Annotated in this window: 13 protein-coding genes; 3 read left to right on the top strand and 10 right to left on the bottom strand. The window is 61.0% G+C overall.

The window, feature by feature from the left end:
* Positions 1 to 215: 215 nt before the first annotated feature.
* Complete coding sequence (locus HMPREF2565_RS00650; RefSeq protein WP_071406727.1) at positions 216 to 650, bottom strand: RDD family protein; 435 nt, start codon at positions 648 to 650, stop codon at positions 216 to 218.
* Between the two features lie 129 nt (positions 651 to 779).
* Between HMPREF2565_RS00650 and glnA the strand changes: the two genes are divergently transcribed.
* A complete protein-coding gene (gene glnA, locus HMPREF2565_RS00645) occupies positions 780 to 2,213 on the top strand; it encodes a type I glutamate--ammonia ligase (protein WP_071406726.1) in 1,434 nt (477 codons plus the stop codon).
* A gap of 210 nt (positions 2,214 to 2,423) precedes the next feature.
* A complete protein-coding gene (locus tag HMPREF2565_RS00640) occupies positions 2,424 to 3,383 on the top strand; it encodes a TDT family transporter (protein WP_210385858.1) in 960 nt (319 codons plus the stop codon).
* A 35-nt stretch (positions 3,384 to 3,418) separates the two neighbouring features.
* On the opposite strand, the gene HMPREF2565_RS00635 is transcribed toward HMPREF2565_RS00640, so the two are convergent.
* The 6 genes from HMPREF2565_RS00635 to thrC form a co-directional block, all read right to left on the bottom strand.
* The gene (locus tag HMPREF2565_RS00635) at positions 3,419 to 4,000 is read right to left on the bottom strand and encodes an META domain-containing protein (protein WP_246819091.1); all 582 of its coding nucleotides are present in this window, start codon (positions 3,998 to 4,000) and stop codon (positions 3,419 to 3,421) included.
* 163 nt (positions 4,001 to 4,163) lie between these two features.
* The gene (locus HMPREF2565_RS00630) at positions 4,164 to 4,778 is read right to left on the bottom strand and encodes an META domain-containing protein (protein WP_071406723.1); all 615 of its coding nucleotides are present in this window, start codon (positions 4,776 to 4,778) and stop codon (positions 4,164 to 4,166) included.
* Between the two features lie 158 nt (positions 4,779 to 4,936).
* Positions 4,937 to 5,470: an NUDIX hydrolase gene (locus tag HMPREF2565_RS00625; protein WP_071406722.1), complete on the bottom strand. Its 534-nt coding sequence runs from the start codon at positions 5,468 to 5,470 to the stop codon at positions 4,937 to 4,939.
* An 18-nt stretch (positions 5,471 to 5,488) separates the two neighbouring features.
* On the bottom strand, positions 5,489 to 6,268 hold the full coding sequence (locus HMPREF2565_RS00620; RefSeq protein ID WP_246819090.1) for a trypsin-like serine protease: 780 nt from the start codon (positions 6,266 to 6,268) through the stop codon (positions 5,489 to 5,491).
* 61 nt (positions 6,269 to 6,329) lie between these two features.
* Positions 6,330 to 6,482: a hypothetical protein gene (locus tag HMPREF2565_RS13860; protein WP_168162647.1), complete on the bottom strand. Its 153-nt coding sequence runs from the start codon at positions 6,480 to 6,482 to the stop codon at positions 6,330 to 6,332.
* A 4-nt stretch (positions 6,483 to 6,486) separates the two neighbouring features.
* Positions 6,487 to 7,932 carry a threonine synthase gene (thrC, locus tag HMPREF2565_RS00615; RefSeq protein WP_071406721.1) on the bottom strand — a complete coding sequence of 482 codons (1,446 nt, stop codon included), beginning with the start codon at positions 7,930 to 7,932 and terminating at the stop codon, positions 6,487 to 6,489.
* A 38-nt stretch (positions 7,933 to 7,970) separates the two neighbouring features.
* Here thrC and HMPREF2565_RS00610 point away from each other — a divergent pair, with 38 nt between their 5' ends.
* On the top strand, positions 7,971 to 9,272 hold the full coding sequence (locus tag HMPREF2565_RS00610; RefSeq protein ID WP_070517379.1) for an MFS transporter: 1,302 nt from the start codon (positions 7,971 to 7,973) through the stop codon (positions 9,270 to 9,272).
* Positions 9,273 to 9,571: 299 nt separating this feature from the next.
* On the opposite strand, the gene HMPREF2565_RS00605 is transcribed toward HMPREF2565_RS00610, so the two are convergent.
* The 3 genes from HMPREF2565_RS00605 to HMPREF2565_RS00595 form a co-directional block, all read right to left on the bottom strand.
* Positions 9,572 to 10,009 carry a hypothetical protein gene (locus HMPREF2565_RS00605; RefSeq protein ID WP_070517377.1) on the bottom strand — a complete coding sequence of 146 codons (438 nt, stop codon included), beginning with the start codon at positions 10,007 to 10,009 and terminating at the stop codon, positions 9,572 to 9,574.
* A gap of 29 nt (positions 10,010 to 10,038) precedes the next feature.
* Positions 10,039 to 10,353 carry a hypothetical protein gene (locus HMPREF2565_RS00600; RefSeq protein ID WP_071406720.1) on the bottom strand — a complete coding sequence of 105 codons (315 nt, stop codon included), beginning with the start codon at positions 10,351 to 10,353 and terminating at the stop codon, positions 10,039 to 10,041.
* 140 nt (positions 10,354 to 10,493) lie between these two features.
* Positions 10,494 to 13,553, bottom strand: a complete 3,060-nt coding sequence (locus tag HMPREF2565_RS00595; protein ID WP_071406719.1) for a bifunctional [glutamine synthetase] adenylyltransferase/[glutamine synthetase]-adenylyl-L-tyrosine phosphorylase — start codon at positions 13,551 to 13,553, stop codon at positions 10,494 to 10,496.
* Between the last annotated feature and the right edge of the window lies 1 nt (position 13,554).

The raw sequence follows: 13,554 nt of genomic DNA, 5'->3' as shown, positions 1-13,554 counted from the left end.
TCAGGTGTCTACCAAACAGGGGTCAGGTCCAATAAGCCCCCTCGTTCCACACAAGAAGGGGTCCCTTCCGAGATTCTCGGAAGGGACCCCTTCTTTACCTTGCGATTCTTCGTTGCTTTAGAACCGTCGTAGCCTTCGTGACCAGGTTTCGTCAGATGGTTCTACCATTTGTGGGGCATCTGTGGCGGATGCGACCGGCTAGCGCTGACCAAGCTTTAGGCCATGATGACGGCCGTGCCGGTGGCGCGGTCGTGGAGGCCACGCCCGTCGGCATCCACCATCGCCGCGGGGAACAGCACAGCAGTCAGCAGCGTGCGGACCGCGGCTCGCCACAAGCCAACGGAAGAGCCCGGCACATCAAGACGTGCGACTCCCATCCCCAGCAGCGCCATGCCCGGGGTGCGGGCGAAGAGCCAACCGCACACGATGCCCATGACTACCCACACCGCATAGCCCAAGAATGCCGGGCCACCGAGCGAATTCGTAAAGAGCTCGAGGAGATTGGCTATCAGCATTGCCAAGAGCCAGTCAATGAGAACGCCAAAAGTGCGCCGCATTACAGAAGCCAGGGAACCTGAGCCCTCCTTGGGCAAGCCCATTGTTTGCCCAGGCCACTGCCCGTTCTCAAAGCCATCGTTGTTATCAGACATGCCCACCAATCTAGCCGTCGTCTCTGCTAAGCAGAAAATTTGCCTCCACGTGCCCCAGACACCCCAGCGACAAAGCCAATACCTGTAAACTAGTCGGGAGTACTACACGTCAACCAACAGGAGACCACCGTGTCCTTTGAGACAATCCAGGACGTCATCGCATTCATCAAGGAAGAGGACGTCAAGTTCGTTGACATCCGATTTACGGACGTCCCCGGCACTGAGCACCACTTCTCTATTCCGGCCGAGGAATTTACTGAAGACGCAGCTGCCGAAGGCCTCGCCTTTGATGGTTCTTCCATCCGCGGATTTACCACCATCGATGAGTCCGATATGACGCTGCTGCCGGATCCGAAGACCGCCTTCGTGGATCCTTTCCGCACCGCGAAGACCCTGAACATCAAGTTCTTCGTCCACGACCCGTTTACCTTGGAGCCCTTTAGCCGCGACCCGCGCAACATCGCGCGCAAGGCTGAGGAGTACCTCGCTTCCACCGGCATCGCGGACACCTGTAACTTCGGCGCCGAGGCTGAGTTCTATATTTTCGACTCCGTGCGCTACAGCACCGACGTTAACCACGGCTTCTACGAGGTTGATACCGATGAAGGCTGGTGGAACCGCGGTTCCGAGACCAACTTCGATGGCACCCCGAACACCGGTTTTAAGACTCGCGTGAAGGGCGGCTACTTCCCTACGGCGCCCGTCGACAAGCACGGCGAAGTTCGCGACGCCATGGTGGAGCAGCTGCAGAAGGCAGGCTTTGTCATCGAGCGTTTCCACCACGAGGTGGGCAGCGGCCAGAACGAGATCAACTACCGCTTCCACTCCCTGCTGCACGCGGCGGATGATATTCAGACCTTCAAGTACATCATCAAGAACACCGCGGAGCAGTTCGGCAAGACCGTGACCTTCATGCCTAAGCCGCTGGCCGGCGATAACGGCTCCGGCATGCACGCCCACATGTCCCTGTGGCAGGATGGCAAGCCGCTCTTCCACGATGAGGCCGGCTACGCGGGACTGTCTGACATTGCCCGCTACTACATCGGTGGCATCCTGGCCCACGCACCGGCGGTTCTGGCGTTCACGAACGCAACCCTGAACTCCTACCACCGCCTGGTTCCGGGCTTTGAGGCACCGATCAACCTGGTGTACTCGCAGCGCAACCGCTCGGCCGCCATCCGTATCCCGATTACCGGCTCCAACCCGAAGGCCAAGCGTATTGAGTTCCGTGCGCCGGACCCGTCCGGCAACCCCTACTTCGGTTTCGCCGCCATGATGATGGCAGGCCTCGACGGCATCAAGAACCGCATTGAGCCGCACGCCCCGGTGGATAAGGACCTCTACGAGCTGCCGCCGGCAGAGGCTGCCTCGATTCCGCAGGCACCGACCTCCCTGGAGGCGTCCATCGCAGCGCTTGAGGAGGACAACGACTTCCTCACTGAAGGCGATGTCTTCTCCGAGGACCTCATCGAGACCTACATCAACTACAAGCGTGAGAACGAAATCGCACCGGTGCGCCTGCGTCCGACTCCGCAGGAATTTGAGATGTACTACGACTGCTAGAGGTAAGCTGTCCTAGCTGCACTGATATGACAGGTACGACAGGCTTCGACGTTTCGCTTGATTCGTCGGAGCCTGTCGTCGTATCACCGCCTAATACAACAGCCCCACTGTGTTCTCCCCTACTGGCGCGCCCACAATGGCGCAATCTCACGTGCTGATCAACCACAGTACAAGGGACATGTGCGCAGTAAATGGTTACTATTCCCCTCTGTGACTGATAGATTCCGCCAACTACCACCGCCCGGCCCCGCGTGGGGCGGCAGCCTCATGGGAACATCCATCGTCTCCCGGCTGCTCGTTGAGGAAGGCATGCTCACTGGCTCTGCCATCTTCGCAGCGCTATCCTGCGTCATCCTTCTCGTACTGACGGTGGGTTTCGCGGTGTATCGGCAGCCCAGCTTCGCGCGGACCTCGATGGCCGAGTGGTCTATGTATTTCATCGGCATCCTGGCGCTCGGCGCAGCGCTGTCCGGGTTGACGGATATCGGAACCTTCCGCCTAGTGGGCTTCTGGATCGGTGGCCCGGTCACCGTCATCACGTGGGCCATCCAGCTCACCCGCTTCGACGGTCAGCCGCGGTTTACCTGGGGCCTGCCGCTGGTCGGCCCCATGATTTCCTCCTCCGTAGCCGGCTTCCTCGCCCTCGACTACGGGCGCGCCTACCACGTGATGGGCACCGTTTTATTCATCATGTCTATCTCCACTGCGGTCCCCATCTTCATCCGCGTGTATTGGGCTGCTTGGCACGGCAAAGTCAACCTCACCGGCGCCAACTCCGCGACGGCATGGGTGCCGCTGGGCGTGGTGGGCCAATCCACTACCGCCATGCAGATCCTCTACCCCGGTAGTTTCTCTGTCTACTACGGGCTCACCGCCATGGTGATTGCCATCCCCCTCGCGCTTTATGCCATGGTCACCTTCTACCCCAACGTGGCTCGCTGGGTGGATTACTCGCCCGCGTGGTGGGCCTGCACATTCCCACCGGGAACGGTCAGCATGGGTGGTCACCAGGTAGCGCTGGTGAATGGCTCGGAGCTTCTCGACGTCATCGCGCTCAGCATCCCGGTGCTCCTTATCGCGCACTGGTCTGCCTGCTCCTGCCGCTTCGTTGGCTGGCTCCTCGAGGGCCGGCGCGCACGCACAAGCGGGGCCAGCCCAGTCTCGGACTAGCCCCGCCACGTGAATTACTGGATGCTTAACAAGCCTTAGTTTTCGGCCTTCTCAAACTGGATGACCTGGCCCTGGCTGCCCAACGCAAAGGTGTTGCCCTCTACGGGGAAAACAACTGGCTTGGCGGAGAGGATAGCCTTGAGCGCATCGGCGTCGGCCATGGCATCAGGGGCGCAGGCGCGCAACGTAGAGTTCAGGTTCTCCACCACAATGGCATCGGTCTGATCCAGCTTGTAGCTAGCGCCACCGGAGTTGCAGCCATCGTTGTAGGCTAGGGTTCCATCGTCATTGAAGGTCACGGAAATCGCTGGGTTCTTCTTTGCGGTGAAGGTGCCGTTGAGAACCTTCTGGGCTTCATCGGCCGGCAGCTTGTCCTGCAGGCCGTCGACGTCCTCGTACTTCTCAATCAGCCCGGAACCTTCCGGTGCTTCTGAGTCCTTCGAGGAAGAGAAGGAGTCACCGAACAGGCGGGAGCTCAGCTCCTGGATCTGGCTGGACTGCAGGGAATCGACGGAGGACAGCTCTTGCGCACCGGCAGTACCGGCACCCAGGACGCCGCCTGCGAGGGCGACGAACGCAGTTGCAGTGGTTACTTTCTTCAGTGTGCGTGAAATCATGGCTCCGAAGCTATCGGCCGCGGCCGCCAACATCAACCCATTTCATGCGTTTCCGATGATACTTTGAGGCAACTCTACAACTCCCCTATCCCCTTACAGGCCGCAGACTAAAACACAGAAAGTGGCCAACCTCCTACTGGGGTTGGCCACCGATGACGTGTTATTACTTAGTTTTCTCAGGCTCAGCATCCTTGACAAACTGCACCGCGTGTCCCTGGCTGACCAATGCAATGGTACTGTCATCGATGACATAGACCTGCGGCTTCGCCATTAGAATCGAAGTGAAGGCACGGGCGTCTGCCATCACTGCGGGCTCGCAGGCCATCTTGGTGGACATGAGATCCTTGACTTCTAGGGCGCCCGTATCGGCTTCGATGGAATAGGTTCCGCCGCCAGCATTGCAGCCGTCATCGATCCCTAGCGCTCCATCCTCCTGAAAGCCAACGCCGATGGCGTCGTTTTTCTTTGCAGCAAAGGAACCGTTGAGCACCTCCTTGGCCTGGTCAGCCGTCAGAGGTTCCGTGAGGCCCTCCACGTCCTCTACCTTTTCAATCAGGCCAGAACCTTCCGGTGCTTCTGGGTTCTCGGGGTTTTCCGGAGCAGGCTTCGAGCTACCAAACAGTGTGGAGCTCAGCTGTGCCAGCTCACCGGAGCTGGAGCCGAAGGAGATTCCAGAAGAAGGCTCTGCTGCGGAGGCAACCCCGGTTCCGAGTGCCGTGCCAGCGAATGCGGCGAAGGTTGTGGCGATGGTTACTTTCTTGAATCTGAGTGACAACATGGCCCTGAAGCTATGCGGGATAGTTTCAGATAGCAATGTTTTTTATGCATTTCCAATGATATTGACACGTTCTCCCAATGTCGCCGGAGGCCAGTTTTCCCCGCTTGCCACAGCCATGCTGGCAGCAGAAAACACCTGGTTGAACCACTAAAACCAGATTAAGAGGTGCGCTTGACGTAGCCCATCCGCGGCCGGAAGCCCTGCGGATGTTTCATCTGCGCCACAGCATCCCCGATGATCATACGGTGGCGGGCGCTGACGGACGTCGGCATCTGTGCCACCGAAAACCACTGCGCGGCCACGTTCTCCTCATCGGAGATCACCGGCTCCGCATCATCCGGGACGGAGACACGGATGGCGGTATCTATGAACATGCACTCATCACCGTTGGGGTAGACCACGGGGCCGACCTGGCCCACGCCGAGGAGCGCTTCGATGCGACCATCGAGGCCAATTTCCTCTTTGACCTCCCGCAGTGCGGTCGCCGTGACCTCCTCACCCGGCTCACAGATTCCGGAGATAGGACCCCACGCACCGTTATCGGCACGCTGGGCAAGCAGCACCGATGGCAACTCCCAGATAGCGGACCCCGTGGGCACGGCCCGCACGATAACCGCGGTCACACTGGGCAAAAAGAGCTGGTCGTGACCAATTTTCTCACGCAGGGACACAATGAAATCAGGAGTAGGCATGGGCTTTATCTTAGCGCCTTAGACCCACGCCAGAATCTCCGGCAGGAGTTTCTCGATCTCGGAGGCAGGTGTAAACGACATCTGTGCTTCCGAACCATCCGCGCACCCCTCACTGCTGGCTGCCGCATCAGTGGTGCCCGACAGCACCCCCACAATCACGTCCTCATAAGGGCTGCCCGGCGCACCATATACCGGAGCGCCGGAATCGCCGTGTGTGGAGCACACCTGGGCGCGCGCCGCGACGGTCTCCACCGTGCGGTCATCAAACTGGAGTTTGCCCTGCCCCTCACGGTGCGTCAGCGGGCCGCAGGTCTCACCGGTGATGCGGCCCAGCTTGCAGACGCTGTCAGGCAACATGTGTTCATCCGCCGCGACGACGGTAGTGGGCATGTCCCGCGGGACATAAAACTCAGCCTCCCTGGTGATTTCCACCAAAGCGAAATCCAGCTGGTGCGTTTCCGGCGCGCTGAGATCGGAGTAGATAATGGTGCCGACGGGCTCTGCCGGGTAGACAAATTCACCGTCGGCAGCGCCTGCCCACACGGTATCCCCCGGCTCACCGCAATGGGAAGCGGTGACGGCGATGGTGCGGGCGTCGTCAAGCACGAAGCTCCACGCAACCGTGCACAGGTTGAAGTCAAAGGCTTCGCCGGGCACGGGCTGCGTGGTCGAAATATCCAACGCCGCGCCCGGTGGCACCGGGGAGGAATCCGGCGAATGCACCTGCGGCTCAGCTGGCGCCACGGTGGAGTAGACAGCTGAGCTGGAGGCTGCCTTCTGTACGGGTCCGGCTCCCATCGGCACGGTGCACCCGGCCAGCGCCAACCCCGCTGTGCTCAGTATCCCAAGGAGGCGCCGGCTAGTCTTCCGTCGCGGATGCAGCCTCACCCGAGTCCGCCTTATTCTCCTTATTTTCTTTCTCCATCTCAGCGACCTGCTTCATGTCGCGGATGAACTTCTCCGGATCAAACTCGGTGAAGTACTCCGGGCCCGAGAATTGTTCCTGTCCCATTGTCTTAAACCTCCGTGTTGCTGATGTACTGCGTGATGTAGTCCTTCACCGCCGCTGCATCATTGGGCAGATCCGTGACGTAGCGCTCGGCCTCCAGGATGCCGGCGAAACGCTCCGGCACCTCCGGCTCGCTGCCGATGGCCTCCTTGATGGTCTCCGCAAACTTCACCGGCAGGGCGGTCTCTAGGCAGATGATGGGGGTGTCGACCCCATATTCTTCCTGTACCGCGCGGGCGACCTTGATGCCGTCCGCGGTGTGCGGATCCACCAGCACGTCGTAGCGCTCGTGGACATCCTTAATGGTGGCGAGGCGGTCCGCGTGGGTGGAGGAACCGGACAGGAAACCGTACTCCGCGTGGGCGGCGTCAAGTGCCTGCTTATCGACGTTAAATCCGCCTTCCTTCACCTTCGTCCCGAACAGCTCCTTGATCTGTGCGGCATCGCGGCCCAGCAGATCGAAGGCGAAGCGCTCGAAGTTGGAGGCGCGGGAAATATCCATCGACGGCGACGAGGTCTTGTGGGTTTGCTCCGAGGAGCGCGGACGGTAGCTGCCGGTGCGGAAGAACTCATCGAGCACGTCGTTTTCATTGGTTGCCACAATGAGGCGGTCGATGGGCAGCCCCATCTGGCGAGCGATGTGGCCGGCGCAGATATCGCCGAAGTTGCCGGTAGGCACGCTGAAGGAGACTTTTTCGGTGTTTTCCGTAGTGACCTTGAGGTAGCAGTTGATGTAGTACACCACCTGCGCCATGAGGCGGGCCCAGTTAATGGAGTTCACCGCACCGATGCGGTTCTCGGCCTTGAAGTTGGCGTCGGCCGATACCGCCTTGACCACGTCCTGACAATCATCAAACACGCCGTCCAGAGCGATGTTGCAGATATTCGGGTCATCCAGGCCGAACATCTGGGCCTGCTGGAATGGCGTCATGCGCCCAGCCGGGGTCAGCATGAAGACGCGGATGCCCTTGCGCCCGCGCATGGCATACTCCGCCGAGGAACCGGTGTCACCCGAGGTAGCACCCAGAATGTTGAGGGTTTCGCCGCGGCGGGCCAGCTCGTATTCGAAGAGTTCGCCCAACATCTGCATGGCCATGTCCTTGAAGGCGGCCGTTGGCCCCTCAGAGAGGTGGCCAATGTAGAGGCCCTCCCCCAGTTCGCTGACGGGGACGATCTCCTCGTGGCCAAACTTGGGGTAGGTGTAGGCGCGCTGGGCAATTCCTTCGAGGTCTTCTGCGGGAATATCATCCACAAAAAGCTTGAGCACTTCCGCGGCCAAGGCCGCGTAGCCACCCTCCGCCAGCGTCTGGCGCCAGTTAGTCATGGTGGCGTCATCGATGCGGGGGTAGGTTTCCGGCAGGTAAAGGCCGCCATCGGGGGCCAGACCTCCGAGGAGGATATCCGTAAAGGAGGCGGGCTGGCGGTCGGTATCGCGGGTCGAAATGTACTTCACCCCCTGCATCTTAGTTGGTGACGCGTAAAGTATCAGCCATGTCGGTTCCTCATCCTCGCAATGTAATTACCACTAAGGCTCTCTCCGTGTGGGTAGCTGCGGTGTTGGTCTACATCGTGGCAATTACCGGCCGCACATCTTTTGGCGTAGCGGGGCTTGAGGCCATTGATCGCTTCGAGGTCGATGCCTCGCGCATTGCTGTTTTCACCTCTGTACAACTGGGAATTTATTCACTGGCGCAGATCCCGACGGGCATGCTCATCGATAAGTTCGGCCCGCGGCGCCTGCTAGTCATTGGTTCCATCATCATGGGCGTGGGCCAGGTGAGCCTCGGTTTCACCAGCAATTATTGGGTAGCCATTGCCGCCCGTCTGCTCATCGGCGCGGGTGATGCCACCGCCTTCTTGTCGGTGATGCGCATCCTGCCTTACTGGTTCCCGCTGCACCGCACCCCCATGTTCACGCAGGTCACCTCCTCCCTGGGACAGCTGGGTCAGTTTATCTCTGCCCTACCTTTTGCCATGCTTCTGGGCTGGGGCGGATGGACCTTGGCCTTCGTTACCTTGGGCGCGGTGGGCATTCTCATCGCTGTCGCCGCCGCGGTGGCAGTTGCTGATTCCCCGGAAACGCTCGGAATCGTAAAGAAGCCGAAGGAAAAGCCGAACGCGCAGCCAGAGAGCATGGGCGCACTGCTCTCCCAGGTTTTCCGTTCGCCCGTGGCCTGGCAGGCATTCTTCATTCACTGGGTCGGTCTTGCCGCCACCAACGTGTTTGTCATGCTGTGGGGCATGCCCATGATGACGGCGGGCATGGGATTTTCCAAGACCAGCGCCGGTTGGGCCCTGACGTGGTTTACCGTGTGCATGGTGCTGGTAGGCCCCCTGCACGGCAGGTTATCGTCCAGGGCCAGAGGTTTCCGCCCCTGGCTCGCCTTAGGATTTGTGGCTGTGCATTGCACGGTGTGGGTCCTGTTCTTCCTCTTCGGCGGCAGCTACCTCTCACTGATCATCCTCATCAGCGTGGTGTCCTTGTGCACACCGGTGGCAAATTATGGATTCGACATTGTCCGCGAAAACCTCGACCGTAAGGTGGTCGCCACAGCAACGGGCCTGGGCAACATGGGCGGCTTCCTGGCCACAGTCATCGGCGCCCAGCTGGTCGGCGTAGTACTGGACCACTTGGGCAATGGGCCGGATTATCCGTTCTCTGATTTCCAGCTTGCCGCTTGGGCAGTCTTCGGTGTGTGGTGCATCGGCATAGCAGGTGTCCTCATCACGCACGTCCTGCGCAGCCGGGGCGAGGAGGACGGCCCGCACGCCAAAATCATCCAGGTGAGTTAGTACAAGGCTGGGCTACTGGAGGGACAGGGCGCTCAACGAAGCCTCAAGGGGCACCCCGTTGGCCACTTCGAAGACGCCCAGCCCGCCGCCGATGGGTACAAGAACGGCGATGCTCACCCCCACTGCGGTCCTGAGCAGCTCACGTAGTTTTCGTCGTTTCTCCACCTCAACGCACCAACCTTTATCGTTTCGTTATCTGTGCGTGTGAGCTTAAGAGCCGCGGCTGCGAGACAGATCCTCATTGACTGCGCATCACCTGCCAGTCCCTGTGACTTCAGTGCCAGCGTTGCCAGCTGGGACTATTCAGCCGGGGTCGACTCCACGAAGATCGGTCCCTCCACCGGGGCGACGATGCCAGCGTCGAAGGCAGAAAGCGCCCCCTTGGCCTCTTCCTTGGTGATGGCGCCCGCCTCAACGGCCTTGTCCAGATCGGCTTCGAGGACCTGGCGGGACCTGTACCTATCCGACGCCACTGAAAGCAGGCCACGCGGGACCGATTCCGACGGGATCCCCAGCGCCTCCGCCAGGGCCACGATACGGTCATTTTCGGTGGGGTCGAGGTGGGCATTCACCGACTGATCCTGCGGCACGCCACCATTGACGACCTGCTCCACCGTCAGTGCTCCCTCCGGTACGTGATTCCTCTCCGTGACCCACCAGCCTGCGCCGACGACGGTGATGACGGCCGCCACCACGAGGACCCATACGGCGATGATCTGCTTGGACTTCACGGGCATAATTCTAGGCTTCCCTATAGCTCATCGGATTAATCCACGCTCGGCCCAAACGTCCCAAAGGAAGTCCCGTGCGGAGGGTGCGGTGGATCAAGGCGCTCAGAGAGGGCATCGATGATGGAACGGATGGTGGACTCCGCTGCGGAGCGGTCAAGGTTGGTGCGACGTGGCGTATCAGGTTTCGAAACGTCGGGGCGGACGCGGGGCTTGGCGACGACGTGCATCACCGTCCCCTCCACGCTCAGCGCGGCTGCGGGATCGCACCCAGCAGCGCGGGCCGCGGCAAGGAAGGCTTCAAGGTCCGCGAGGGTGGCATCGCTCAAGTCGAGGGATAGGTTGAGGCTCATAGTGTGCTCCTTAGAAGGCTGGGAAAGTAACTGCTGCCCAGGCTATCGGCTTAGCACCGGTATGAACAGGGCACGGAACCAAGATCAGGGATAGATCCGGGTAGGCTCAGGGCCCGGCTAAGGGGGTAGGACAGCTGCTTTTAGTCGTGCTCGAAGGATTCCGCCTCCCCCCAGAACACCTCGTCGACCACCTTGCGGGCGTGGCGGGTGATCTTGAGGTAATGGTCGAGAAAATCCTGGTTATGTTCGGGATCCCACCCTGCAGCGCCAGCCACCTGCGCCAGCTGCGGCCCCGGTGCCGGCAGCTGGTCCACGCGCTTGCCGCGAACCAATACCAAAGCGTTTCGGGCATCGGTGGCCAAGAGCCAGGCCTCCCGCAGCTCCTGTACCTGGTGCACGGGTATGACTTCATTGTCTTCGAGGGCATCGAGGACGCGCAGCGTGGACGGCTCATGCAGCGCCGGTACCTCGTGGGCATGCATCATTTGGAGCAGTTGGACGGTCCATTCGATATCCGTCAACCCACCGCGCCCCAGCTTGGTATGGGTATTGCGGTCCGCGCCGCGCGGTAGGCGCTCATTGTCAACGCGCGCCTTCATGCGACGAATGTCACGAATGGTTTTCTCGCTCACGCCCTTCGGCGGGTAACGGAAAGCATCCACCATGGTGAGGAAACGCTGGCCAACGTCCTCATCACCCGCCACAAAGGCAGCGCGGAGCAGCGCTTGCATCTCCCACGGCTCGCCCCACTGTGAGTAGTAGCGCTCATAGGACTCAATGGAGCGCGCGACCGCTCCCGAGCGCCCCTCTGGCCGCAAACCTAGGTCAACGTCCAAGGGCGGATCGCCGGACGGTTTTGCCAGGCGGCGGCGCAGCTTCTCAATGATGCCGATGGCCCAGGGCAGCGCCTCCTCTTCGGGGTTGCCTGCAACTGGCTCCGCTACCACGATGACATCGGCATCCGAACCGAAACCCAGCTCCATGCCACCGAGCCGCCCCATGCCGATCACGGCGATGCGAGCCGGTGGTTCGTCATTGTCGTTCTCCAGCCGCCACGCCCTGACCTCGGCGCGGAGCGCTGCCTCCAACACCGCATTCCAGATGGTGGACAACTCGTAACAGACTTGCTGAACCGGCAGGAATCCCAGAAGATCCGCTGCGGCAATTCGTGCCAACTCCGCGCGGCGAAGAGACCGCGCGACCGAGACGGCCTTGTCCGGATCCGCATGACGCTTGGTGGAATTGACCAAAGCAGAGGACACTTGCTCGGGTTTGGTTTCCAGAAGCTTGGGCCCCGCCGCGCCGTCGGAGAGCTGCTTGACGACGTCTGGCGCCCGAATGATGAGCTCCGACGTAAACGGCGAGGTGCCCAGAATTTTCATGAGGCGCTGGCCGACGACGCCTTCGTCGCGAAGCATGCGCAGGAACCAGGTTCGGTCGTAAGCTGCCTCCGAAAGCTTGCGGTAGTTCAACAAGCCCATGTCTGGATCCGCGGTGCTCGAGAGCCACTCCATCAACGTGGGCAGCAAAATGGCCTGGATGCGGGCCTTGCGCGACTGGCCCGCGGCCAAAGAAGTCAGATGCTCGAAGGCTCTGTCCGGATGGCGATAGCCCAGCGCTGCCAGCTGCAGGAGGGCTGCCTCGCGCGACAGCTTGAGCTCGTCCGCTGACATCGATGCCACGGAATTGAGCAGCGGGCGGTAGAACAAGCGCGAGTGGAGCTCAGAGATAAGCAGGCGAATCTTCCGGAGATGGATGTTCATCCGGTCCGCCGCCGACTGGTGGCCCTGCGGGTGAAAGCCCGAGTTGATGGCCAGCCACTCGAGCGCCGTGTTGTCATCCTTCGCCGGCAACGTATGTGTTCGGCGGAAACGCTCCAATTGGAGGCGGTGCTCCAGCAGACGAAGAAACTCGTAGGCCTCGATGAGCTGGGTGCCATCCTCGCGCCCTACGTACCCGGCGCGCACGAGTGCGGCGAGTGCATCGACCGTCGCGAGCGTGCGCAACGATTCATCCGAGCGACCGTGCACCAACTGCAGCAATTGGACTGCGAACTCTACATCGCGCAGACCGCCCTCCCCCAGTTTGAGTTCTCGAAGGCGCATCTCTTCCGGGACGTTCTCGAGCACGCGGCGGCGCATAGCCTGTACGTCTTCCACAAAGGACTCCCGTTGCGAGGCAGTCCACACCATGGGCCCGATCTGGCTCACATAATCCTTGCCTAGGGGTAGGTAGCCGGTCTGCGGTCGCGCCTTCAGTTGTGCCTGGAACTCCCAGGTCTCCGCCCACCGCTTGTAGTAGGCCACGTGCGAATCCAGAGTTCGGACGAGAGCGCCGGATTTTCCTTCCGGACGCAGGTTGGCGTCGACCTCGAAGAAGCAGGCCGAGCCGATTCGATTGAACTCCGATGCTAAGCGCGTAACCTTTGGCGTCGCCTCCGAGCCCACGAAGATAACGTCCACATCGGAGATATAGTTCAACTCCCCCGCGCCACACTTGCCCATCGCGACAACTGCCAGCTGCGCATCGAGGGGCTCATCACCATAGACCACACGGACCGCACCCGCGAGTGCGGCAGTCAAGGCAGCATCTGCGAGAGCCGTCGTCAGCCTGGTGACTTCACGAAACCCTACTCGTGGTTGCGGCCGCGACTGCCCCTTGCGGGAGTGGAAGGTACCGGCGAGGTCATGCGCGGCGATGCGCATCATCAGCGTCCGGTATGCCACCTTGAGCGATGCTTTGTGGTCACCAGGGGATGCGCGGTAGGTGCCGGGCGATGTCAGCTCGGGGTTCGCCGTGTCTGGGCGGTCTGGTTGCTCTGCGTACGTCGCCGGTTCCGCCCCCACCTCGTCCAATAGTGTGTTCAGCATTTCCGTTGGGGTGGGCAACGGGCGTTGCAGTTCTTGCCAGGTCTCCGGGTGGGCGGCGAGGTGATCACCGAACGCCGAGGAGCCGCCCAAAAGGGCAAGCAGCCGAACTCGAAGGGTTTCGTCTTCACGCATCGCCGGCCCAATCTCGGGCGCTCCCTCGAAGATCCTCATCAACGTGTTGAGGGCCATGTCGGGATCACCGGTTCCGGCCAGTGTCCACAGCAGCTCCAGGGATTCTGGATTATCCCACTCGAGACGGGAAAGATCCTCCGCAGCAGTTGGCCGGGTAAGGCCGAGAGTCGCCGGGGACGGTACTGACACAGGACGCATG

Origin of the sequence: Corynebacterium sp. HMSC072A04 (assembly GCF_001809235.1) — a bacterium.
In the GTDB taxonomy this organism is placed as follows: Bacteria; Actinomycetota; Actinomycetes; order Mycobacteriales; family Mycobacteriaceae; genus Corynebacterium; species Corynebacterium hiratae.
The sequence above is the reverse complement of the archived record's forward strand: the minus strand, read 5'-3'. Positions and strand labels throughout refer to the sequence as shown.